The organism is Candidatus Eisenbacteria bacterium, from assembly GCA_016867715.1.
In the GTDB taxonomy this organism is placed as follows: Bacteria; Orphanbacterota; Orphanbacteria; order Orphanbacterales; family Orphanbacteraceae; genus VGIW01.
Window position 1 is genome coordinate 1 of record VGIW01000047.1, and the last position, 23906, is coordinate 23906.

Genomic DNA, 23906 nt, shown 5'->3' on the forward strand with positions numbered 1-23906 from the left:
AGCTCGTACACGAGCCCCGCCGCCCCGGAAAGAAAGAAAAGGACGTAAAGGATCATGGGCACCTTGGATCCGGCGGAAGGTCCTCCCGCCTCGTCTCGCGAGAGATCGGTTTCTCAACCGATCGTATCATAAGAGCGGACGGGGATCGAAGGACCGGACGCGCCTTGGATCGGTCTTTGTAGGCGTCTTGCTCTCCGGGCCGAGATGTGCTACCATAACCCTTGAAATGGCAATCGGTTGTACGGTCTCGTGTCGGGGCGCAGTTGCGTTCGTTCCGTGCCGAGTCTCGTAACGGGACCTTCGGAACAACGTCCTCCGCTTCGAAAGGGGAAGAGCGTGAGCACGCGAATCGGAGGTTCGGCAGCGGCCGCTGCGCTCGCCGTTCTCCTTTGCGGATCGATCACGGCGGGGAAGAGCGAGGCGGGCGGCTTTCTCGTTCTGCCCGAAGAGAACCCGCGGTTCGTCGTCTACGATCTTCCGCCGGCCGAGATCGAGGCGGCGCTCGGCGTCTCGTACGAAGAGATGCAGCTTCGGAGGGCGGAGGTCGAGGTGCGTGTTCCTCCCGACACCGGGGTCGTTCTCGTCCTTCTCTGCCAGTGGGCCGACGACCCGGCGGACACGATCGCGCACCCGCGCGCGGCGTACGACACGCTCCTCTTCAGCGAGGGGATCGTCGATCCGGGGAGCATGCGGGAGTATTTCCTTGAGGTCTCATACGGATCGTACTGGATCGAGGGGGACGTCGTCGGCTGGCTGACGCGGCCGACCTACCAGCCGAGCCTCTGGTTCACCGATTTTCTCGCGCTGGTTGACCCGTTCGTCGACTTCCGCGACTACGACCGGGATGGGGACGGGTACACCGACGCGGTCTGGATCTTTCACGCGGGACCGGGCGAGGAGGAGACGCACGATCCGAACCACATCTGGTCGTACGCGGTCTACGGGCTGAACTACATGACCGACGACGGCGTGATCGTCGATCGCTACTCGTGCAATCCGGAGGAGCATGCGGATGGCTCGATCATCACGATTCGGGTCGGCGCGCACGAGGCCTCGCATGTTCTCGGTCTTCCGGATCTCTACGATTACGACTCGAAGCTCGACACCGTGACCTACTTCACGCCGAACGACGCGAACGATCACCCGCTCGTCGATTGGTGTTTGATGGGCTACTACGGGTACAACATCATGTCGTACGGGACGAGGCAGGATCCGTCCCACCTCTCTGCTTGGTCGAAGAAGCAGCTCGGCTGGGTGACGCCGATCGTCCTCAGCGAGCCGGCCCAGCGCCTACCGATCCTCGAGACGAACACGAACCCGCTCGCTTATCGAATCAGCCGCCCGGGAAGCACGAAGGAGTACTTCCTCATCGAGAACCGGAACTCGAACTCCTCGTCCAAGTTCGATCATCTCGATTCGGACTTCTCCGCCTACTTTCCTTGGTTCACGCCGGGACAGAATCCGAAAGATGCAGGCCTTATCGTTCTTCACGTCGATGACAACATAGCGAGAAACAACGGGAAGCCGACGTACGCGCACTACAAGGTGATCGTGGAGGATGCGGGGTACGATCCGTCGACCCCGTGGGACGGCGTGAGCGAGTTTTTCGAATGGTGGTATCCGTACGAGTTCCGGATCGGCGCGGCGTTCGCGGGAGAGGATCCGGGTCAGAACGCCTTCACGCCGAACACGACCCCGAACACGAATTGGTACACCGGGCCGAGCGGAATCTGGATCACGAACATCAGCGAGTCGGACTCGGTGATGACCTTCGACATCGGGTTCGGGAACGCGTGGCCGGCGATCGTCGATCATCGTCCGGCGGCGCGCGACACGACGCTCGAGGAGGGGCTCGGGCATCTCTTCTCGGCGGCGGCGGTCGATCGGGACGGCGACCCGACGACGTACGTCTGGTCGGTGAACGGGAACGTGGCTCAATCGGGCGCCGACTCGACGTTCGTGTACGTCGCGGGCGCGGGCGGAACGACTGACACGGTCCGGGTCGCCGCCCACGACGGCGCGCTCGGCGACACGCTCATCTGGCGGATCGATGTGGGGGTGAGCACCGGCATCGCTTCGAGGGCGCCCGCCGCGGCGCCGCTTCTCGACGCCGCGCCGACGCCGTTCAACGCGACGCTTCACGTGCGCGCCGAGGTCCCGGCGGGGGAGGTCCGCCTCGCGGTCCACGATCTCGCGGGGCGTCTCGTTCACGTTCTCGCGGAAGGGCCGCACCCGGGCGGCTCTCTCCTCGCGACCTGGAACGGCCGCGACGCCTCCGGTGTCGAAGTTCCTTCAGGCATGTACTTTATCCGGCTCAAGACTCCCGAGGGGACGCGGACGAAGAAGGCGGTGCTCTTGCGGTAGGTCGATCTTCGGAGTAGCCGGTGCGCGAAGAAACCCCCTTCCGGATCGATCCCTTCCAGCCGGCCTACCTCCGGCTCCTCCGGAGCGGGGAGCTGGAGCGCCGGGCGCGGGAGGCGCGGGAAGAGCTGCGCGCCTGCCGGCTCTGCCCGAGGGAGTGCGGGGCGGACCGCCTCGCGGGGGAGACCGGCGTCTGCCAGACTGCCGCGCGCGCGGTCGTCTCGAGCGCGTTCCCCCACTTCGGCGAGGAGTCGGTTCTCGTCGGGCGGGGCGGCTCGGGGACGATCTTCTTCTCCTGGTGCAATCTTCGCTGCGTCTTCTGCCAAAACGCGGAGATCTCGCAGAGGGGCGAGGGGGAGCCGGTCGCATCCGATCGGATCGCGGGCCTCATGCTCCGCCTCCAGAGCGCGGGATGCGCGAACATCAACCTCGTCTCCCCGAGCCATGTGGTTCCGCAAGCGATCGAAGCGGTCGCGATCGCCGCGCGCGAGGGGCTCCGGCTCCCGATCGTTTATAACTCGAATGCATACGATTCGATCGTTGCGCTCCGGCTGCTCGAGGGGATCGTCGACATCTACATGCCGGACTTCAAGTTCTGGGAACGAGCGAGCGCGAGGCGTTTCTCGAAAGCCGCGGACTATCCGGATCGAGCGCGCGAGGCGATCCGTGAGATGCACCGCCAGGTCGGACCGCTCGCGATGGGTTCGGACGGCGCGGCGCGCCGCGGCCTTCTCGTTCGGCACCTCGTGATGCCCGGCCTCGAGGCGGAATCGCGCGCGATTCTCCGCTGGCTCGCGGAAGAGATCTCGCCCGACACGTACGTCAACATCATGGATCAGTACCGCCCGTGCCACCGGGTGGGGGAGAGGCTTCCTCGCAGCGGCCGCCGCTACGAGACGATCGACCGCCGTCCCTCGCGCGAGGAGATCGCCTCCGCGTTCTCCGCGGCCCGCGAGTCGGGACTTTGGCGCTTCGACCGTTGATCCTCGAAGGATCCCTCTCATCCCCCTCTCGGAAAGACCTTGACACGCGGACGGATTCCGGACTAGAGTCGTGCGGTTAGCGTGAACACAACCTGAGGTCGTGTCGTGAGTTACGTCTTTTCTTTCGCGGCGGCTCTCCTTGCGGTCGCGCTTCTCGTGCCGATCGTGAGGAGGCTCGCCCTCCGCTCGGGGTTCCTCGACCAGCCGAGCGCGCGCAAGGTTCACACGAAGCCGACGCCCCTCCTCGGCGGGCTCGCCGTTCTCATTGGGTTCCTCGCCGCCTTTCTGAGCGGGGCCCGCCTCGAAGAGGCCGACTTCTCTTCGTCCGTGGTCGGGTTCCTCCTCGGCGGGATCTGGGTCTTCCTCGTCGGGCTCGCGGACGATCGCTTCGGCACGGGGCCACTCGTGAAGCTCCCGGGCCAGATCATTGGGTGCGCGATTCTCTTCTTCAGCGGCAACACGAACGGTCTCATCACGAGCGCGCCGCTCGATCTCCTCTTTTCGTTTCTCTGGGTGGTCGGGATGATGAACGCGGTCAACTTCCTCGACAACATGGACGGGCTCGCCGCGGGGATCACGTTTCTCGCCGCGTCCGGGTTCTTCGCGATCTCGCTCCTCCACGGCCAAACGGTCCCCGCGCTCATCGCGATCTCCCTCGCCGGCGCCGCGCTCGCGTTCCTTCGGTTCAACTTTCATCCGGCTTCCATCTTTCTCGGCGACGCAGGATCGCTCTTCTTCGGGTACGCGCTCGCGGCTCTCGGGATCATGTCGACCTGGCACATGACCTCGCACAGTTTCCTCCTCGTGCCGGTCCTCATCCTCGGCTATCCGATCTTCGATATCGGCTTCGTCGTGCTCACGAGGATCGCGCGCGGGCGGCGGATCTATCTTCCCGGGAAGGACCACTCCTCGCATCGGCTGTGGACGCTCCTCGCGAACGTCCGCGGCACCGCGGCGGTCGTCTACGGAGTCTGTTTCGTCCTCGCGCTTCTCGGGGTCGCGCTCTCCTTCACGAGCGACCGTTCTTTCTACTGGACGGCGCTTCTTCTCGTCGCGACCGTCTCGCTCTGGAGCGGCCGCCGTCTCGCGCGGGTTCCCGTGGAGTAGGCGGCGCGCGTTGACGGTCCTTTCGGCGCATGTTAGCCTGCATCGCACGGGGGCGCGCCCTCGTCGAGGGGGCCGTCCCGGCCGAGCGGGGTCTTTGCGTTCTTCCCCGCCGGACCGATGCTTGGGGAGGACCGGGTAGGGGAGGTTCCGCTTGCTTGATCCCGCATACATTCGGCAGCACGCGGACGAGGTGCGCCGCGCGATCCGTCTCAAGAACGAGAAGGCGGACGTGGACGAGTGGCTCCGACTCGACGAGAGGTGGCGCGCTCTCACGAAAGAGACGGAGGATCTTCGCGCGCTCCGAAACCGCGTGAGCGAGGAGATCGCCGAGCGGAAGCGCCGGGGGGAGGACGCGTCGGGCGAGATCGCCCGCATGCGGACGACCGCCGACGCGATCAAGGCGCGCGAGGAGGACCTCCGTCTCGTCGAGGAGAAGCTCCGCGACCTCGCGGTGTGGATGCCGAACGTCCCCCACGCGAGCGTCCCGGAGGGGGACGAGAGCGCGAACCGGATCGTCGCGACCTGGGGGGAGCCGAAGGTCTTTCCCTTTCCGGCGAAGACGCATTGGGAGATCGGCGAGCGGCTCGGCATCCTCGATCTCGCGCGCGCCTCGAAAACCTCGGGCTCCGGGTTCGCCGTCTTCTGGGGCGCGGGCGCTCTTCTCCAGAGGGCGCTCATCCGCTTCATGATCGATTTGCATGTAAAGGAACACGGCTACCGCGAGGTCTACGCTCCCTATCTCGTGAACCGCGCCTCGATGTTCGGCACGGGGCAGCTTCCGAAGCTCGAGGAGGATATGTACGTCTCGCCGCGCGAAGATCTCTTCCTGATCCCGACCGCCGAAGTGCCGATCACGAACCTCCATCGGGACGAGATTCTCGGCGAAGATGATTTACCTCGAAAGTATGTCGGCTACACCGCCTGCTTCCGCCGCGAGGCGGGGAGCGCCGGGAAGGAGACCCGCGGTCTCAATCGGCTTCATCAATTCGACAAGGTCGAGCTCGTTCGGTTCGAACGTGCGGAAGAGTCGTATCGTGCTCTGGAAGCGCTCCGCGCCGACGCGGAGGACGTCCTCCGGCGGCTCGGCCTCGCGTATCGCGTCGTCGTGCTCGCGGCCGGCGACCTCTCCTTCGCCTCCGCGCTCACCTACGATCTCGAGGTGTGGGCTCCGGGGCAAGGCCGCTGGCTCGAGGTCTCGAGCTGCTCGAACTTCGAGGATTTCCAGGCGCGCCGCATGCGCATCCGGTACCGTTCCGAGGGAAGCGGCGGGAACCGGTTCGCGCACACCCTTAACGGATCGGGCGTCGCCCTTCCGAGGACGACGATCGCCCTTTTGGAGAACGGCCAGAGGGAAGACGGAACGGTCGAGGTTCCGGAGATTCTCCGGCCCTACATGGACGGCATGGAGCGAATCGCGTAGCCTGCGCCGGCCGCCGCGCGCCTCGGGCGCGCGAAGGCGCGGCGAACGGGAGGCTCGGAGATGGTTCAGCCACGCAGAACGGGCGAGCCGCAGCGGATCACCTCTACGGTTCTTCGCGTGTACGTCTTTCTCGGAAGCGGGCTCTTGATCCTCGCCTTCTTCTTCTATGTTCAACATTTGATCGGCCGGCTGGAGGAGGAGACGCGGCTTCTCTCGCGCGTCTTCGCCCAATTCTGCGCCGGCACGATCCTTCCCGCCACCCAGGACGAGTCGATCTCGGGCGTGTTCAGCGAGGTGATCGAGGACATTCCCTTCCCCGTGATCGTGACCGACCACCGCGGGGTCCCCTGGACGTGGCACGGGATTCCCGACGAAGTGAACGGGATCTCGATCCGGGTCGACCGGGTTTCCTACCGCGACTTCATCGACGCGGATCCGTCCAATCCGCCGCCGGGCCCGATCGCGGAGGTGCTCGCGCTCGCCCGGAAGATGGACGCCGCGAAGGAGCCGATCGCTTTCTACGACCCGAGGGGAGGATCCCTCGTCGGCCACGTCCACTACGGAGATCCGGCCATTCTTCGCGGGCTTCGCGTGGTCCCCTACGTCCAGATCGGGCTTGTCGCGATCTTCCTGATTCTTGGATATCTCGGCTATCGAGGAATCAAGGAAGGGGAGCAGAGGTCGATCTGGATCGGGATGGCGAAGGAGACGGCCCATCAGCTCGGGACGCCGATCTCGTCTCTTCTCGGATGGCTCACGCTCCTTCGCGAGCGGGCGGCCTCCGGCGGAGAGCGCGGCCTCGAGCGGCGCGAGGTCGAAGAGGTCGCGCGCGAGATGGAGGAGGATGTCGACCGCCTGAACAAGATCGCCTACCGCTTCTCGAACATCGGCTCCGCCCCCAGCCTCAAGCCGCAGGATCTCAACGCCGCGATCGATGAGGCGCTCCGCTACCTTCGCAAGCGTTTCGACCGGGTCGGGAAGGACATCGCGATCGAGACGGAATTCGGGGAGCTTCCTCCGGTCGCCGTGAACCGGGAGCTGATCCAATGGGTGATCGAGAACCTCTTCCGCAACTCGATCGACGCGCTCTCCGAGAAGCCCGGAACGATCCGCGTCGAGACGGGGTACAACCGGTTGGGGAACGGGGTGAAGATCACGTTCACGGACGACGGGCGCGGCATGACCCCCTCGGAACAGAAGAAGGCGTTCTACCCGGGGTACAGCACGAAGCGCCGCGGATGGGGACTCGGGCTCCCGCTTTCCAAGAGAATCGTGGAGGAGGTCCACGGCGGGCGCATCACGATCGTGAGAAGCCAGCGCGGAAAAGGGACGGTGATAGGGATCACGCTCCCCGCGTAGCTTCAGTTCGTCAGAAGGGTGCTCCGTGAGGGGCCGCCGGGGCGTGGGGCGAGGGGGTGAACCGGCGAGTTCCCGAGCGTGCCGGGGCCTGCCGATCCGGCCGCCTGCCGTGGGTCCGGCGCGCTCGGGGTGTCTGAGCCGGCACCCCCTCGCCCCGGGACCCGGCCGAGAAAACACCGGACGAATCTCTGCGGGATCGAGAGAACCGGACGGGCAAAGTCCGCCGGATCGGTGGAGACGGAGCAGAACCAAGCGGAAGGGATCAATGAGCCGGATTCTTTGGGCCGACGACGAGATCGATCTTCTGAGGCCGCACGTCATCTTTCTCACCGAGCGGGGCTACGAGGTGGAGACGGTGAGCTCCGGCGACGAGGCGATCCGCCGGATCGCCGAGACGCACTTCGACGCGGTTCTCTTGGACGAGATGATGCCCGGGAGGGACGGCCTCTCCACGCTCGAGGGGATCAAGGAGATCGATCCCGGCGTTCCGGTCATCATGATCACGAAGAGCGAGGAGGAAGAGCTCGTCAACACGGCGATCCGCAAACGGATCAACGACTATCTCCTCAAGCCCGTGAACCCGATGCAGATCCTGTCCGCGCTCCGTCGCGTTCTCGAGAAGGAGAAGATCGAATCGAGCCAGGTGGCGAAGGACTACTTGGAGGAGTTCAACCGGATTCGCGCGCTCGCGCACGGGGCGTCGTGGAAGGAATGGATCGACATCCACCGGCGGCTTTCCCGGTGGGACATCGAGGTCGAACGCTTCCGCAACATCGGTCTCGGACAGACGCAGGAGGACATCCGGCGCGAGATGAACGCCGCCTTCGCCCGCTACGTGGAATCGGAATACGCCGGCTGGGTGCACGGCAAGGAGGGCCCGCCCCTCTCTCCCCACGTCGTCGGCATGCACGTCCTTCCGCTTCTCGAAGCGGGGCAGCGCGTCTTCTTCATCGTCGTCGATTGCATGCGCCTCGATCAGTGGATGGCGATCGAGAAGCTTCTCGAACCGTACTTCGACATGCGAACCGACTACTACTACTCGATCCTTCCTTCCGCGACTCCTTACGCGCGGAACGGAATCTTCTCCGGGCTTTTCCCGAGGGATCTGGCCGAGAAGCATCCGGATTGGTGGCTCGAGCAGGCGTCCGACGAGGGGGGGAAGAACCGCTTCGAGAAACAACTTCTCGAAGCACAGCTCGCGCGCAAGAAGGTCGTCCTCCGCCAACAGCTTCGCTACGTCAAGATCTACAACATCGAGGAAGGGAACAGCATCCGCCGCCAGATGGCGTCGTTCTTCTCCATCCCGTTCGCCGCGCTCGTGATCAACTTCGTCGACATGTTCGCGCACGGCCGGTCGGAGTCCGAAATCCTTCGGGAGCTCGCCCCCGATGAAGCGGCCTTCCGGTCGGTCATGACCTCGTGGTTCCAGCACTCGGCCCTCTTCGAGATCTTGCGCGCGGCCGCGAGCCAGGACGCCCGCGTCGTGATCACCTCGGACCACGGATCGATCCTCGGGAAGAAAGCAACCACCGTGTATGGGAACCGCGATACGTCCACGAACCTCCGCTACAAGTTCGGAAACAACCTCGGCTGCGACGAGCGCCAGGCGGTGAAGGTGAAGAACCCGGGCGACTTTCGGCTTCCCGGCGGCTCGCTCAGCAAGAACTACATCTTCGCGAAGGAGAACTACTACTTCGTCTACCCGACCCGGTTCCACGAGTACGAACGGCAGTACCGGAACACCTTCCAGCACGGGGGGATCTCGCTCGAGGAGATGGTTCTTCCCTGCGCGCTTCTCACCCCCCGGAAGTGAGAGAACGGCCGTGCCACCCTCGCTCGTTCTCGCGAGCTCCTCTCCGGAAGAGACGATGCGAATCGGCGAGAAGGTCGGGGCGCTTCTTCGCGCCGGCGATCTCGTGCTGCTCGAAGGAGACCTCGGGAGCGGCAAGACGGTCTTCGTGCGCGGGGTCTGCCGCGCCTTCGGATGCGAGGAGCAAGTTCGCTCCCCTTCGTTCGTTCTCGTCCGCGAGTACCGCGGGCGGGAGACGATCTTCCACATCGATCTCTATCGGTTGACAGGCCTCTCCGATTGGCATACCCTCGGCGTCGAAGATCGCATGGGACAGGGAGTTGCCCTTGTCGAGTGGGGCGAGGCTCTTGAACGGCTCTTCGCCGCGGATGCTCTTGTGGTGAAGCTTGAGGCGGGCGCGGCATTCACCGATCGTCTTCTCCGGCTTCGCTGGAACGACCCGCGGCTTCTTCGGATGGGGCCGGTCGCATGATCGTTCTCGGGATCGAGACCTCGTCCCGCTGGGCGGGGGTGGCGCTCCTCGGACCGGAAGGACCGATCGGCGAGTTCCACCTGCGCGAGGGGGGGCGCACCGAACACATTCACCTTTTAACCGTGAGGCTTTTGGAGGCGGCCGGTCTCGACCCCTCGTCGATCGGCGCCGTCGCGGTCTCCCTCGGTCCCGGGTCGTTCACCGGGCTCCGCATCGGCCTCGGTGCGGCGAAGGGGCTCGCGCTTGCGACCGGATGCCCGGTCGTCGGCGTTCCGCTCCCGCCCCTCCTTGCGGAGGCGGCCCTCCCGTGGGAGGGGGAGACGGCGGTTTGGGTGGACGCGGGGCGCGGCGAGGTGCACGGGACGGTCTTCCGAGGCGGCGAGGAGACGGGCGCGGGCCGGACTGTTTCGCCCGAAGCCGAGATGGAGCGCCTCGGCGGGGGGGAGGTTCTCTTCGTCGGGACGGGCGCCCTTCGGTATCGTGCGCTCGTCGAGGATCGGCTCGGGCATCGGGCGCGCTTTCTCGAGGGGAGGCGGAACTTCCCCGACGCGGGGAGGGTCGCCGCGCGCGGGGCGGAGCGGCTTCGCTCCGGAGCGAGCGACGCGATCGACGATCTCGTGCCGCTCTACCTCCGCGGGGCCGAGGCTCGGCCCGCGGCGAGGTAGGCGCGTTGGCCGAGGGAACGATCGTCTTTCGAAGGATGGAGGAGAACGACCTTCCCGCGATTCTCTCCATGGAGAAAGACCTCTTCCCGGATCCTTGGCCGCGATGGATCTTCCTCGAGGAGGTGCGCGATCGATCGATGTCCTTCGCGACCGTTGGAGAGGAGAACGGAGAGATCGTCTGTTACGGGATCGTGTGGATCGTGGGCGCGGAGTTTCACATCGCGAACATGGCGGTGCGAAGGGATCGCCAGGGCGCGGGAGTCGGCAAGAGGCTTCTCGACCGCGTGCTCAATGAGGGAAGGGGGCGGCGTTGCGGCGTCGCGACGCTGGAGGTCCGTCCCTCGAACGCGCGAGCGATCGGTCTTTATCGGAGCCGGGCGTTTCGCGAGGTGGCGATCCGCCGGGGGTACTATCGAAACGGCGAGGATGCGCTCGTGATGCTGCGCGAGCTCGATCCCGCATCGGAGTAATCGAGTGGCCTGGTTCAAGAAGAGCGAGAGAGGCCTGAAGACGCCGGCGAAGCGCGCCGTCCCGGACGGGCTCTGGATGCGTTGCGAGTTCTGCCAAGAGATCCTCTATCGGAAAGAGCTGGAGAGGGACTTCTGGATCTGCGACCGATGCGGCTTTCATTTCCGGATCAGCTCCGCCGAGTACGTTCGCATTCTCCTCGACGAGGGGAGTTTCTCCGAGATCGACCAGGATCTCGAGCCGCTCGACCCGCTCCGTTTCAAGGACTCGAAGAAGTACCCGGACCGTTTGAAGAAGTATCAGGAGCAGACCGGCCTCAAGGAAGCGATCCGAACCGGCACCGGCACGGTCGAGAGGATTCCGATTGTCTTCGCGGTTCTCGAGTTCTCCTTCGGCGGGGGAAGCCTGGGATCGGTGATGGGCGAGAAGATCGTTCGGGCGGCGGACCTCTCGCTCGCCACGCGCCGTCCGCTTATCATTCTCTCTTGCTCGGGGGGCGCGCGCATGCAGGAGGGGATTCTCTCCCTCATGCAGCTTGCGAAGACGAGCGTCGCGATCGGGAAGCTCGCCGAGCAGGCGATTCCCTTCATCTCGATCGTCACCCACCCGACGACCGGCGGCGTGAGCGCGAGCTTCGCGATGCAGGGGGATCTCATCCTCGCCGAGCCGAGGGCGCTGATCGGCTTCGCCGGCCCGCGCGTGATCCAGCAGACGATCGGGCAGGATCTCCCCGAGGGCTTCCAACGGTCCGAGTTTCTTCTCGACCACGGCATGGTCGATCTCGTCGTCTCCCGCCGCGACCTGAAGAGCCTGCTCGCGCGCGTTCTTCGGTACTTTCCCTATCCCGAATCCCCGAGGCCGGAAGGGAGCGCCGCCGGGGAGACGGAGAGGCGGTGAACGAGAAGCCCGGGCTGCGGTTCCTTCTCCTCCTTCTCCTTCTGCCGTTTCTCGCGCGAGGCGCCCCGCCGCCGGAGGAGCCTCTCTTCATCACCGGCGACCGCTTGATCGGTCGCGATCTCCGGAGCGAGACGAGCGTCCTCGAGATCGTCGGGAACGTCCGCTTCCTCGACCGGAGCCGCGGCGTCGCCGCGTTCGGCGATCGGGGCGCCTGGCGGGAGACGGGCGGGCTTCTCCTTCTCGAAGGGGCGGCGCGGGTTTATCGAGGCGGCGGGTGGTCGGCTGGCCCGGAAGCCGTGCTCGATCTCTCGAATGAAACGCTGACTTTCGATTCCGGCGTTCTCATCGTCGACGCGAACCGCACGATCGCCGCGGACCGCGGCCTCTTCTTCTTCGGGAAGGAAGGGGAGGGGGACCGCGTTCTCCTCACGGGCGAGGTGTCGGTGGTCGACACGGCCCGATTCGTTTCGGCCGACACGCTCGAGTTCCGGACGGACGACGAGGAGGGGATCGCGCTAGGCGAAGTCCTCCTCGAGCTTCTCCGCGAGCTCTACCGAGTGCGCGGGCGCGAGGCGCGTTTCTTCTCCGATCAAATCGTGGTGACCCGTGCGGCGGTCGCGGAGGAGCTCGATTCGCTCGGGCGAACGACCGGAACGCTGCGCGGAGACACGCTTGTGATCGAAACGGATTCGGAGCGGATCACCGCGATCGGCTCGACCGAGGGGGCTTACGACGAGGTCCGCACGCTCGCCGCGCGCACCGTGATGGAGGGGGACTCGAGCGCCGTCTATCTCTCGGGGAATCCGTCGCTCGAGCGGGATGGGGAGACGATGCGGGGCGACTCGATCGCGGTCCGTTTCTCCGAGGACGGGGACGAGGTCGAGCGCGTGGACGTGATCGGGAACGCATCGCTCGCGAGCGTTCGGGAGGATTCGATCCGCGTCGAGAGGGGAGGCGTGCGCGCCGAGCGGATCACGCTCCGCTTCGAGAAGGGGGAGCTTCGCACCGTCGAGGCGGTGGGGGGGGCGGCGAGCGATCGAAGCGTCGAGGATCGCGCGGCGGGGACGCGCGAAGGGAACCAAGCGATCGGCGACACAATCCGTTTCTTCTTCAAAGATGAAGAGCTCGAGGAGATCCGGGTGGTGGGGAGCGCGTCGGGGGACAACCTCACGGGAGGGATCGAACAGACCGCGGAGGAGGAGGAGAAGGAGAAGACCCGCTACCGCGGAGACGATGTCCGGTTCGACGTGGTCCGAAACCGCGTCTATCTGAGCGGGAACGCGCACGTCGAGCGCGGGACGATGAAGCTCGACGCGGAACGGATCCGTTACGAGATTGACCGCTCGATCGTGACCGCGCAGGGAAGTCCCGTGCTCCAAGACGCGGATCAGCGCGTCGACGGGGAGCGGATGGTCTACAACGTGGACAAGGGCCAGGGAACGATCCACGACGGGGTCACGAAATACGAACAGGGAATCTGTTATGGATCGAAGATTCATCGGTTGAACGACGAGACGCTGCTCCTCGAGGGGGGGCGGTACACGAGCTGCGAAGAGGAGAATCCGCACTACTACTTCCGCGCGGACCGGATGAAGATCTATCTCGACGACAAGACGGTGGTGCGCCCCATCATTCTACACATCGCGGACATCCCACTCCTCGCGCTCCCGCATTACCTCTTCCCGCTCAAAGGGGGGCGCGCGAGCGGGTTCCTCCTTCCGAACATCGAGTTCGGCTTCTCGGAGAGCAAGGGGCGCTTCATCCGGAACGGCGGCTATTTCTGGGCGGTCAACGACTACGCGGATCTCACCTTCCGCGGGGACTTTTTCCAAAACTCGCACTGGATCGCCTACCTGGACGCGCGTTATCGGGTCCGCTATCTCCTCAGCGGATCGGCCCGGTCCTCCTACCAGAGCTCCGCGAGCGGAAGGAAACGCTGGAGCGTGCAGGCGGACCACAACCAGGAGCTCGGCGAGAACCTCGACCTCACGATGCGGGCGAACTTCGTCTCCGACAAGCTCTATCGGGTCGAGCAGTCGACGACCCTCCAGGAGCTCGACCGCACGCTGAAATCCGATCTCGTCTTGAAGAAGCGATGGAAGGACATGTCGTTCAGCGGGCAGCTCACGAGGACCGAGCAGCTCGACCGCGACCGGATCGACGAGACGCTTCCGTCGCTCCAATTCACGATGAACCGCCGGGAGCTGATCGCTCCTCCCGAGACTCGCCCGGGGGAGGTTTCAACCCGCCGCTGGTACAACGACATCTACTATCAATACAGTTCGCGCCTCCTGAACTCGAGAGAGAGAAACGGGGATGTCCGGAAGGACCGCGCCGGGTGGGGCCACGACATGAGCACGAACCTCTCCCGGCGCTTTGGGGAGTGGCTCGGGTACAGCGCGCGCATGCAGTGGAGCGAGACCTGGTACGACCGGGACGAGCTGGGCCAGAAGCGCGTGCGCCGCGGGATGTGGAACGCCTCGACGAGCGTGAACACGAACGTGTACGGCACCTTCTTCCCGAGGATCGGACCGCTCGTCGGACTCCGCCACATCATCACGCCCGCCTTCTCGTTCACGTACCGTCCGAAGAACCCGAACCATTTCTACGTCGAGGACGGGGTCGAGAAGGACCGCTTCACCGGTTTTGGGGGATTCGGCTCCTCGCAGCGGGCGGCGCGGAGCTTCGCGCTCAGCCTCGACAACAAGCTGCAAACGAAGTACCTCGCCGGCGGGGAGGAGCGGAAGAACGATCAGCTCCTCATGCTCTCCAACTCGATCGCCTACGATCTCGAGAGGGACCGAAGCCGGGGGGAGAAGCCGTGGTCGGATCTCTCCTCGTCCCTTCGCTTCCAGCCGGTCAACTTCTTTAACTCCGAAGCATCGGTCTCTCACGATCCGTATGGGTGGGCGTTCCGCTCTTTCTCGGTCCGCTCCGGGTTCCGGTTCGACGGCGCCCTCGGCCCGGGCGCCGGGCGGCCCGCCGCCCCCGCGCCCGAAGATGGAGGCGAGCTTCTCGAGGAAGCCGCGGGCGCCGATCGGTCCCCCTTCGAGGATCCGGGGACCGATCCGTATCGAGGGGACTATCAGAGCCAGGGAAGAAGGACTCACGATTCCTCCGTGCTTCCGTGGAACCTCCAGGTCTCGCACAGCTTCTCCCGGGGCGCACAACGGGGAAACTTCACACAGTGGCTGAACACGAGCCTCGGTCTCGGTCTCACCTCCGGTTGGGACGTGGACTACGAGAACCGTTACGACCTCGAGGAGCGGAAGACCGTAAGCCAGGGTTTCCGGATCCGCCGCGATCTCCATTGCTGGGAGGCGAGCTTCCGCGGTCGATACTCGGGCCGGGAGTGGGAGTATTACTTCAACGTGCGCATCCGTGCCCACCCGGAGATCTACTACGAGAAGGGGGAGAGGAGGCTCGGCTTCTGAGGGCGCGCCCCTGCGGCCCAATCCGTCACGAACGATCGGGGCAGCGGGCGCTGCGCTCCTCGGGGACGCCTGCCGCTGTCACCTGCGCGTGTTTGAGTCGTCGGGGGCGCGGGTCCTGTCGGCCATCCGCCCGCTGCCGTGCTCGCTGTCGCTGCGCGCGTCGCGGGCGCCCGTGGCCGCCACCCGCGCGTGGCGCGGTCGTCGGACGGCGGGAACCAAACGCCGGGAGCGGTCTTGCTTCGGAGCTCTCCGTTCTCACGATTCGGTACCTGATACCCCATTTCCCCGCAGGAAGCATTCCCAACAGTCGAGTCATTGCCCGGAAACAGGGTATCGGAAACAGGGTATCAGGTACCGAATTCAGGGAGAGGCGGATCCGATCCAGCGAAGAGGGGAAGCTCCGGAGCCGAGGGTGAGGCTCGCTTGCTCAAACATGCCGCGCGCGGCGCGCGGCAACCTCCAGTTGACACGCCCCCGGGCGTGTGCTAACGTTAGATCCCGTGTGCGGTTCGACTCCCCGGTCGACCCCGAGAGGAAGGAAAACCATTACCATGAGAAAGCTCTCTCCGATCGGACTTCTGCTCGCCCTCTTCGTTCTGGGCGGCTGCTCCCTCTTCGGCCTCTTCGGCGAGAGGGGCCCCCAGACGTTCACGATCTTCTTCTCCACCGAGACCGAGGGCGAGCTGAAGCCCTGCGGCTGACACGGGAAGGGGAAAGGTGGGCTGGCCCGGCGGGCCGGCGAGATTCAGGCGCGGCGAGCAGAGCACGAAGTGCTCGTCCTCGATACCGGCAACTTCATCGCCCGGAGGAAAGCTTCCTACGGATACGACACGCCCCTCACCCTCCAGTCGCTCGAGCGGATGGGGTACCACGCGCTCGCGATCGGCGACAAGGAGATCAGCTGGGGTCTCGACGAGCTCGAGCAAGAACTGAATGCGCACAACCTTCCCGCCGTATCGAACAACATCATCGACATCGGGACGGGAAAGACGCGCTTCGATCCGTATCGGATCGTGAAGGTCGGCCGGATCAAGGTCGGCGTCACCGCGACGATCGGAGGAAGCGCGGTCATTCCGAGCACGCTGAAGGAGCGCGAGGGGATCGAGATCGAGGATCCGGTCGCCCGCTCCCGCGACGTGCTTGAGGCGATGCGGAAAGAGAAAGCGGACGTGTTCGTCCTTCTCGCGCACATGGGTCTCGAGAAGGCGGGGGAGCTCGTCGATTCGCTCCCCGAGTACGACGTGATTCTCGTCGGCCACGACGGGCGGAAACTCGAGGAGCCGAAGAAGGAGAAGGGAGTCGTTCTCGCGGCGAGCGGATCGCGCAGCAACTCGCTCGGCGAGGTCACCCTGACCGTCGAGAAAGGCGAGATCCGAAAGGTCGAGGGCCGTTCCTTCGACATGAAACAGGATGACGGTCCATACGACGAGTTCCTTCGGAAGATCCTGTGGGACGCGCTCGAGTTGGACGAGAACGGCAACCGGGTCGCGCGGAAGCTCCCGGAGACGCCGGAGACGAAGGAAAGCGCGGACCAAAGCGCCGCGGCGCCGCCCGAGGAGAAGGTCCTCGCCGCCTCGCATATCGGGGGCGGCGCCTGCGCTCTCTGCCACGCGGATGTTCAGGCGTTCTGGTCCACGACCGCCCATGCCGGCGCGTTCAAGACGATCGCCGAGAGCGACGACTGGGAGAAGCCGGAGTGCTGGAACTGTCATGTCGTCGGGTTCGGCGAGAAGGGGGGGCACTCGAAGACCGCCCTCGACCCGGGTCTCTGGAACGTCCAGTGCGAGTCGTGCCACGGAATGGGCACGGAGCACGCCCGCGGAGCCGAGAGAAAGCGAGTAGACGAGGCGACCTGCCGGAAGTGCCACACCGAGGAGTGGAGCCCCGACTTCGATTATGCGAAGTTCTTGAAGAAGGTCAGCTGCGCCGCAGGGCTTCGGGGTCGAACCGGATAGCACGGTTCAAGAGCCGGCCCGCGCGCCCTCTTTTCCCCCTCGAGGCGATCGGCCGCCCCAGAGGCCGGAGGAGCCTTTCTCCTTGTCCGAACCGATGGAAGTCGCAGCCGGCCTGATCCGCGAGGCGGAGTCGATCGCCGTCTTGACGGGAGCGGGCGTCTCGGCCGAGAGCGGCGTTCCGACGTTTCGCGGGGCGGACGGTCTCTGGCGGAAGCACCTCGCGGAGGACCTCGCGACCCCCGCGGCGTTCGAGCGCGACCCGGTTCTCGTCTGGGAGTGGTATCGCTGGCGCCAGAGGATCATCGCCGCCGCGGAGCCGAACGCGGCGCACCGGGCGCTCGTTCGGATCGAGCGCGCGAAGCACCTCTTCACGTTGATCACCCAGAACGTCGACGGTCTTCATCGAAGGGCGGGATCGGTTCGCGTCGTCGAGCTTCACGGGAACATCTTCCGCGCGCGCTGCCCGGTCGACGGTTCGACGCGCCCGCTCACGGGAGCGGAAGAAGAGACGATTCCTCTCTGCGCAAACGGCCACCGGATGCGCCCCGATGTCGTCTGGTTCGGCGAGGCGCTTCCCGAGGACGCGATCCTCGAGGCGCACGGCGCATCGGTTCGCGCCTCGGTCTTCCTCGTTGTCGGGACGTCGGCGCTCGTCCACCCGGCGGCCTCGTTCCCGCTTCTCGCGAGCACGAGCGGCGCGCGCGTCGTCGAGGTGAATCTCGAGGAGAGCCCTCTCTCCTCGCACGCCGATCTTTCGTTGCGCGGCAAAGCGGCGGAGATCCTCCCTCTCCTCGCCGGCCGCGCCTTCCCCGGCGAGTCATAGTCCGGTGGGCGGCCTCACGCTCTCGTTGCAGCGCGGGCATCCCGTTCTTCTTCTTCTCGCGCTCGCCCTTTCGTTCCTAGCCGCGTATTGGGCGTACCGGCGGACGCTTCCGCCTCTTCCGGACGGCGCCCGCCGCCTCCTCACCGGGATCCGCTTCGCGGCGTTCGGCGTCCTCTCTCTTCTTCTCCTCGATCCGCTTCTCGTGCGCGAGTCGGTCGAGACGATCCGGCCGAGCGTGGCGGTTCTCGTCGACGCATCGGGAAGCATGGGGATCGCCGACCGCGCCGCGGAGGGAGAGGAGGGGACGAGGCGCGCGGAGGTCGCGGAACGCCTTCTTCGGGAGGAGCCTTACTCGATTCTCGCCAAGCTCGGGAAGCGGTACGAGGTCTCGGAACGCCGTTTCGCGGCGGGCCTCGAGAGCTCCGAGGGGGAGCTCGGCATCGACGCAACCGATCTCTCGCGCGCGCTCGAAGGGGCGGCCCTGGCGTCGTGGGAGCGGGGTCTCGACGGGATCGTCCTTCTCACGGACGGGATCGTGAACGCGGGGCGCGACCCGGTGCGTGTCGCCGAGGAGATCGGCATCCCGGTCTTTCCGATTCCGATCGGCGATCCGACCCCGCCGAGAGATCTCGCGGTCGAGCAGGTCCTCGCGAACCCGCTCGTCTACGTGAAGAGCCGCGTCGCCGCCGAGGCGACGATCCGCGCGAAGGGATTCGCGGGAGAAGAGGTTCGCGTGCTTCTCAAGGAAGGGGAGACCGTGCTCGCGGAGGAGCGCGTTCGCTTCGAAGGGAGACGCGAGAGTCGAACGGTCCCGTTCTCCTTCGAGGTCTCGGAACCGGGCGTCCGCCGCTACGCCGTCGAGGTCCCGGTTTGGGAGGGGGAGCGGCTCGCGGAGAACAACCGCGTTCTCTTTACGGTTGAAGTGGTGAAGGAGCGGCTCGAGCTTCTCATCGCCGCGGAGAAGCCCTCGTGGGATTTCGCGTTTCTCCGCAGGACGCTCGAGCGGGATCCGAACGTCCGCGCGCGCTTCTTCGTGCAAGGAAGGGATGGGAAGCCGCGCTCCGTCGGGGATCGAGAGATCGCTTCCTTCCCGTACGGCGACGAGGAGCTCGCGCGGACCGACCTCGTTCTTCTCGTCGGGGTTCCCGACGCGGCCGGCAGGGATTGGGGGGAGCGGCTCCAGCGTTTCGTGCGCGAACGGGGCGGCGCGCTTGTTCTCTTCGCGGCGGATCCGATCGCATCGGTTCCGCCCCCGCTCGCGGATCTCTTGCCGGTCGCTCCGCCGGAGAGGGGGATCGACCACGATCCGGCCCCCTTCGCGATGCGCCTCACCGAGCCGGGCAAACGGCATCCGATGCTCCGCGTGCATCCCGATGCGGAGAGGACGGAGGAGATCTGGGGCGAGCTTCCGCCCCTTCTCGGTTGGAATCGCATCGGACCGGCGCGTCCGGGGAGCGTCCTTCTCGCGTCGCATCCGAGGCTCGACGTCGAAGGTTCCGAGGGGCCGGTCCTCGCGTTCCGCGCGGCGGGGAAAGGGCGCGTCCTCTTCGTGAACGGCGGCGGCATGTGGAGATGGGGATTTCGCGTCCGCGCGGGGAGCGCCGCCGAGGGAATCTACGACCGTTTCTGGTCGAACGCGATCCGCTGGCTCGTCGCGCGCGACGGCTTCCGGAACGTGACGGTGAAGCCGGAGCGGATGACGTACGACCGCGGCGAGCAGGTCGCGTTCCGCGCGCTCGTCGCCGACGAGTCGCTCGTCCCGATCTCCGACGCGCGCGTCGAGGGGACGCTCACCGGTCCGGACGGCGCGGAGAGGCGCTTCTTCCTCGAGCCGGATCCGGCGGAGCCGGGCGCGTACCGTCGGGTGCTGGGCCCTCTCGCGCCCGGTGAGTACTCGTATCTCGCGCGCGCGGCGCGCGGGGACCTTTCCCTTGGGGAAGACTCGGGCGAGCTCACGGTCGGCGAGTTCAGCGCCGAGTTCCTTGAGACCGAAAGGGACGACGGTCTTCTGCGCAGGGTCGCGCGCGCGAGCGGCGGAGAGGTTCTTCCCGCGGAGGAGATCGCGTCCTGGCCCGGCGATCTCGGGCTCACGGCGCGCGCGCGCCGCGTCCGCGAGGAGAGGGAGATCTGGAACCACGCCCTCTTCTTCGTTCTCCTCGTCGCGCTCTTCTCGACCGAGTGGTTTCTCCGCAAGCGCTACGGGCTCTCGTAATCCGCAATCCCTTGCGCGGAAACGAAGAATCCGCTATCGTTCGCGGCGTTTCCCACGAGGTCTTCTCGCTTCGCGTCCTCGCGACGAAAGCGCGTGCATGATCCAGGTTTGCAATCTCCCGGTCGCCTCTTGTCATGCGCTTCTCGATGCTTCTTCTTCTTGTCGGGGCGATGGTCCCGGCGCCCTCCCTCGCGTCGGAAGATCCGGAGGAGATGCTTCCTCCTCGGAGCGCGCCGCGCGCGATCGATCCGAACGGGGCGCCTCTTTCCCTCCTGTCGCGGCTCCCGTTCGTCGGGCGGGATGGGGCGGCGCGAATCGGAGCCGCCCGCGGCGCGCGCCCTCTGGCGTCCCGCGAGGATCTCGCCGATCTTCTCGCGGTCCCCGTCGACTCCCTTCCTGATCGTCTCGCGTTCTCCCCTTCCCGCTCGATCGGTCTTTCGTTCCGCCAGCGGGCGGAGCGGACGGAGGCGGGGCTGCGTCTCGCGGAGTGCGCGGAGGTGCGCGCGGGAGGCGTGTCCGCTCTTCTCTTCGCGGAGAGGGATCCCGGGGAGCGGCGCCTGGACGACTTCGTCTCCTGGTCGATCGCTGGAGGGTCGGAGCGGCGCCTCGCGGCGGTCGCCGGGGATCTCTCGGTGCGTCTCGGGAGCGGGCTTCTCGTCGGGACGAGCGCGCCCTTCGGCGTGCCGTCCGACTTCGGGCCGTACGAATCGAGCCGTCTCTCGCCGTACCGGTCGCGGATGGAGAGCGCCGCGCACCGGGGCGTGGGTCTCCGCCGGACGAGCCTCTCGCGGGACTTTCTTTTTCTTCTTACGTCAACGAAAAGAGACGCGCGCGTGGATACGGAAGGGCGCGTCTCTTCGATCGACGATTCCGGACTTCATCGCGACGAGAAGGAGGAGGCGCGGAGGGATCGTCTTCACGAGCGGATCGCCGGGCTTCGTTGGGAGGAGAGGCGCGGGCGCGTTCGCTTCGGATGGACCGCGGCCGGGGCGCTGTTCCGCCCGCCGCTCGGAGGCGGGAGCGCGGCCCGAAAGCCGAAGGCGTTCCGCGGCGATCGGCTCCTCGCCTCGTCGGTCGACCTCCGGCTCGACGGGCGGCGGACTCTCTTCATCGGCGAGATCGCGCACTCGACGCCGGGCGGGTCCGCGGGGCGCGTCTTCCTCAGGCGCTCGATCGGTGCGGCGAAGGGGCTCGTGCGCTTCCGGAACTTCTCGGGGCGCTTCCACGCTCCGCGGAGCACCGCCTTTCATCGATTGGGAAGCGAGCCCTCCGGCGAGATTGGGGTGCTTCTTCTTCTGGAAGCGCCGGCCGGAAAGAGGAGCACGATCGCGCTTCGGCATCATCGCTACGCTTCCTTCGATCGCACGTATAACTCGGAGGGGAGGGTCTTCGGAACGGAATGGGCAGTCGACGCGGATCGGACGTTCGGCAGAGCGGTCCTCTCCCTGGGAGCGTCCGGAGGAACGCGAAGCGAGGTGCGAAAGGGGCGCCGCGTCGCCGGGGAAACGCTCGCGCTCTCGCTCGGAGCTTCCCTCGTTCGAAGCCCAGCCCGCTTTCGCATCGACGCGAAGGGAGCCGCCTCGTCGCTTCCGGGGTCGGACATCGTGAAGACCGGTCTCGGCGTCTCTTTCCTCGCGTCGTTCGAGAGGGGCCCGCTCGGCACGGTCTCGGTTTCCTTCGCCCATCTCTTCATGGATGAACGGTCGATTGCCTTTCCTTCGCCGGCGCTCCCCGGCTCCCTTCCCTTCGCCTTCTTCGGCGGCGGGCGGGAAGCGGCGGGAATCCGCGTCGGATGGAAGGGCTTTCGCCTCGGGCGATGGGAAGGGTCGCTCGTCCTCGGCCCCGGCCGCGCGGGGATCGAGGTCGCAAGATAACGAAGACCGGGGACTTAGAACCGGGGACCAGGAAAACCGGGGACGTAGTTCCGTTTGTTGCGTGACTGCGGAACGCGCGGAACCACGCCCCCGAGTGAGAGTTTGGTCCCGGGGTCTACCGGATGATCGTGAGCCGGATCGTCCGCCGCTCGCCCGAGGCATCCAGGACACAGAAGTAGGCGCCCGAGCCGACCGGCCGGCTCTGGTCATCGAGGCCGTCCCAGCGGACGGAGCGTTCGCCCGCCCGATGGAAGCCGTCGAGCAACGTGCGCACGCGCCGGCCGCGGACGTCGCTTACCCAGAGATCCACCTGTCCATCCGCGGGGTTCACGAACTCGATCGTCGTGCTCGGGTTGAACGGGTTCGGCGCCGCGCGAAGGTGCGTGGCGACGGGCGGAGCCAGGAGAATCGCGGCCTTTCTCGTGAGACCTCGCACGACGAGATCGTTGCCGACCCATTCGAGCCCGGAGCTGCTCCAACCGGCGGGGAGCTCGAGCACCCAGGTCGCTTGGTCGTTGCGGCTATTCGCGCGAAGCACCGTGTAGTCCGCGGGCGTCATCGGTCCGGATCCGAGGGAGACCACGCGGACGGTGAGCGCCCCCGTCGCCGTCAGGAGCCCGTTCACCCGGAGCAGATCCTGCGCGTTCCGCGACCATTGGGAGACGAGCGTGGCGCCGTCCGTGAGGCTCATCGGCCCCCAGATGTTCAAGGTGCCGGCCGCGTCCTCCGCGCCCGGGTTCACGGCGGCCGAGTCCCCGAGCGTGACGGCACCTTGGAGATAGCCGTTCCCCGTGAGCAATCCCCCGCTGAAGGTGAACGCGCTGTCGTAGCTGATGAAACCGTCATTCGTCACGAGCCGGCCGGCGGTCTGGCGGAACTTGCCCCAGATCCCCGCGTTGACGTTGGGGGCCGGCTCGAAGATCAGCTCGCCGCGGTTCTCGAAGCCCGCGCCGGTCACGCGGAAGGCGGTAGGGTTGCTCGAGCTGAAGACGCGGAGCGTTCCCTCGTTGAGGAGCTCGATACGACGGTCTCCGTTGTAGTAATCGGGAGGTGAACCGAACCGCCCGCCATAGCACTCGATCATGTGCTCGGGTCCGTTTGTGACGCGAGCGTTCTGGGCAGGCCACTCGCGCATACGGAAATAGCTCCCATCGCCCATGAGCATCGTGCCCATGCCGGCGAATGTGAGCGTGCTGTCCACCTTGATGATGGCGTTCCACTCGTTGTTGATCGTGCCGAGGTTGGTGATGGCACCGGCCATGTGCGTGCTTTCGTATGGGAGAACGTGAAACGTGCCGTCGATGGTCACGCTCTCGACGCTCGGGCCTCCGCCCAGGGGTCGGATCTCGCCGCCGCCGGAGGTGCGCAGGGTGCCGCCCCGGATCCGAGCGGCGTGCTCGGCCCGGTAACAGAGGTAGATGACCCCGCCGTCGCTGGCAAGGAGCTCGCCGCCGCTGTTATCCCAGTCTCCCCAGATTCTCAGCGTCGCGCCGCCCGTCGCCTCGGCCGTCCCGTCGTTCGCGACGTCCATGCCGTAGATGTCGAGCGCCGATGTCGTGCTCGTCGCCTGGATGTGCCCGTGATTGACGAGATCGACTCCGTGGTAGTTCCCGTAGGGAAGGGAGCCGAACTGACCCGTGCCGTGGATGAACTGTCCGGAGCCGATCGTGAGGACCATCGGCGGGGACCAAGTGAAGAACCGCCCCGGCGCGAGAAGGATCATTCCCTCTCCGCTGATCGCAATGGGACCGTTCACCTCGAACCCACCATAGGTGCCGCCTCCTCCGGTGAGCTCGATCGTGCCGTCGTTCACGAGCGCCGGACCGCCGATGATGATGTTGGCGTACGGACTCTGCAAGAGAGCCCCCGTTCCCAGCGTCAAGCTGCCGCAATACGCCTGTCCGCCCCCGTATGTGTCCACGGAGACGCCCGCGGGGATCAGAACCGACGAGGCGACGTTCGGAAAGTGCGGCGCCGGATCCTCCCAGTACCACCAGGACTCTCCCCATCCGTTCAGCCGGAGGTCGCCCGAGGACCACCAGGCCCCCCAGGCCGGGTGGCTCCCC

The 23906-nt window shown here is 66.2% G+C and carries 17 protein-coding genes; 16 read left to right on the forward strand and 1 reads right to left on the reverse strand.

Going from position 1 to position 23906, the window contains the following annotated elements; genetic code table 11:
* Window positions 1-336 precede the first annotated feature (336 nt).
* The 16 genes from FJY73_09085 (at window position 337) to FJY73_09160 (ending at window position 21840) form a co-directional block, all read left to right on the forward strand.
* Window positions 337-2364: a M6 family metalloprotease domain-containing protein gene (locus FJY73_09085; protein ID MBM3320813.1), complete on the forward strand. Its 2028-nt coding sequence runs from the start codon at window positions 337-339 to the stop codon at window positions 2362-2364.
* Between the two features lie 44 nt (window positions 2365-2408).
* Window positions 2409-3344: a radical SAM protein gene (locus FJY73_09090; protein MBM3320814.1), complete on the forward strand. Its 936-nt coding sequence runs from the start codon at window positions 2409-2411 to the stop codon at window positions 3342-3344.
* 105 nt (window positions 3345-3449) lie between these two features.
* Entirely contained in the window at window positions 3450-4451 is a 1002-nt protein-coding gene (locus FJY73_09095) for an undecaprenyl/decaprenyl-phosphate alpha-N-acetylglucosaminyl 1-phosphate transferase (GenBank protein MBM3320815.1), read from the forward strand.
* 151 nt (window positions 4452-4602) lie between these two features.
* Window positions 4603-5871 carry a serine--tRNA ligase gene (gene serS / locus FJY73_09100; GenBank protein ID MBM3320816.1) on the forward strand — a complete coding sequence of 423 codons (1269 nt, stop codon included), beginning with the start codon at window positions 4603-4605 and terminating at the stop codon, window positions 5869-5871.
* A gap of 60 nt (window positions 5872-5931) precedes the next feature.
* On the forward strand, window positions 5932-7230 hold the full coding sequence (locus FJY73_09105; protein MBM3320817.1) for a HAMP domain-containing histidine kinase: 1299 nt from the start codon (window positions 5932-5934) through the stop codon (window positions 7228-7230).
* A gap of 265 nt (window positions 7231-7495) precedes the next feature.
* On the forward strand, window positions 7496-9043 hold the full coding sequence (locus FJY73_09110; GenBank protein MBM3320818.1) for a response regulator: 1548 nt from the start codon (window positions 7496-7498) through the stop codon (window positions 9041-9043).
* Between the two features lie 10 nt (window positions 9044-9053).
* Window positions 9054-9512, forward strand: a complete 459-nt coding sequence (tsaE, locus tag FJY73_09115) for a tRNA (adenosine(37)-N6)-threonylcarbamoyltransferase complex ATPase subunit type 1 TsaE (GenBank protein ID MBM3320819.1) — start codon at window positions 9054-9056, stop codon at window positions 9510-9512.
* Window positions 9509-10177 (forward strand): tRNA (adenosine(37)-N6)-threonylcarbamoyltransferase complex dimerization subunit type 1 TsaB, encoded by a 669-nt coding sequence (gene tsaB, locus FJY73_09120; protein ID MBM3320820.1) that lies wholly within the window; start codon window positions 9509-9511, stop codon window positions 10175-10177. The genes tsaE and tsaB overlap by 4 nt, the downstream gene beginning before the upstream one ends.
* Window positions 10178-10182: 5 nt before the next feature.
* A complete protein-coding gene (rimI, locus tag FJY73_09125) occupies window positions 10183-10647 on the forward strand; it encodes a ribosomal protein S18-alanine N-acetyltransferase (GenBank protein ID MBM3320821.1) in 465 nt (154 codons plus the stop codon).
* A 4-nt stretch (window positions 10648-10651) separates the two neighbouring features.
* Entirely contained in the window at window positions 10652-11542 is an 891-nt protein-coding gene (locus FJY73_09130) for an acetyl-CoA carboxylase carboxyltransferase subunit beta (protein ID MBM3320822.1), read from the forward strand.
* Entirely contained in the window at window positions 11539-14976 is a 3438-nt protein-coding gene (locus tag FJY73_09135; GenBank protein ID MBM3320823.1) for an LPS-assembly protein LptD, read from the forward strand. Before FJY73_09130 ends, FJY73_09135 begins: the two co-directional genes overlap by 4 nt.
* Before the next feature lie 551 nt (window positions 14977-15527).
* Window positions 15528-15677: a hypothetical protein gene (locus FJY73_09140; protein MBM3320824.1), complete on the forward strand. Its 150-nt coding sequence runs from the start codon at window positions 15528-15530 to the stop codon at window positions 15675-15677.
* A 69-nt stretch (window positions 15678-15746) separates the two neighbouring features.
* The gene (locus FJY73_09145) at window positions 15747-16931 is read left to right on the forward strand and encodes a hypothetical protein (GenBank protein MBM3320825.1); all 1185 of its coding nucleotides are present in this window, start codon (window positions 15747-15749) and stop codon (window positions 16929-16931) included.
* A gap of 94 nt (window positions 16932-17025) precedes the next feature.
* Window positions 17026-17754 carry an NAD-dependent deacylase gene (locus FJY73_09150; GenBank protein MBM3320826.1) on the forward strand — a complete coding sequence of 243 codons (729 nt, stop codon included), beginning with the start codon at window positions 17026-17028 and terminating at the stop codon, window positions 17752-17754.
* A 4-nt stretch (window positions 17755-17758) separates the two neighbouring features.
* Window positions 17759-19966, forward strand: a complete 2208-nt coding sequence (locus FJY73_09155) for a hypothetical protein (GenBank protein ID MBM3320827.1) — start codon at window positions 17759-17761, stop codon at window positions 19964-19966.
* A 134-nt stretch (window positions 19967-20100) separates the two neighbouring features.
* The gene (locus tag FJY73_09160) at window positions 20101-21840 is read left to right on the forward strand and encodes a hypothetical protein (GenBank protein MBM3320828.1); all 1740 of its coding nucleotides are present in this window, start codon (window positions 20101-20103) and stop codon (window positions 21838-21840) included.
* Between the two features lie 115 nt (window positions 21841-21955).
* Here the strand turns inward: FJY73_09160 and FJY73_09165 are convergent.
* Window positions 21956-23906: hypothetical protein (locus FJY73_09165; protein ID MBM3320829.1), on the reverse strand; the 1951-nt coding region annotated here is incomplete at its 5' end.

Coding starts and splice junctions, on each gene's coding strand:
- FJY73_09105 (MBM3320817.1), top strand. CDS start 5,932: ATGGTTCAGCCACGCAGAACGGGCGAGCCGCAGCGGATCACCTCTACG.
- FJY73_09110 (MBM3320818.1), top strand. CDS start 7,496: ATGAGCCGGATTCTTTGGGCCGACGACGAGATCGATCTTCTGAGGCCG.
- tsaB (MBM3320820.1), top strand. CDS start 9,509: ATGATCGTTCTCGGGATCGAGACCTCGTCCCGCTGGGCGGGGGTGGCG.
- FJY73_09140 (MBM3320824.1), top strand. CDS start 15,528: ATGAGAAAGCTCTCTCCGATCGGACTTCTGCTCGCCCTCTTCGTTCTG.
- FJY73_09150 (MBM3320826.1), top strand. CDS start 17,026: ATGGAAGTCGCAGCCGGCCTGATCCGCGAGGCGGAGTCGATCGCCGTC.
- FJY73_09160 (MBM3320828.1), top strand. CDS start 20,101: ATGCGCTTCTCGATGCTTCTTCTTCTTGTCGGGGCGATGGTCCCGGCG.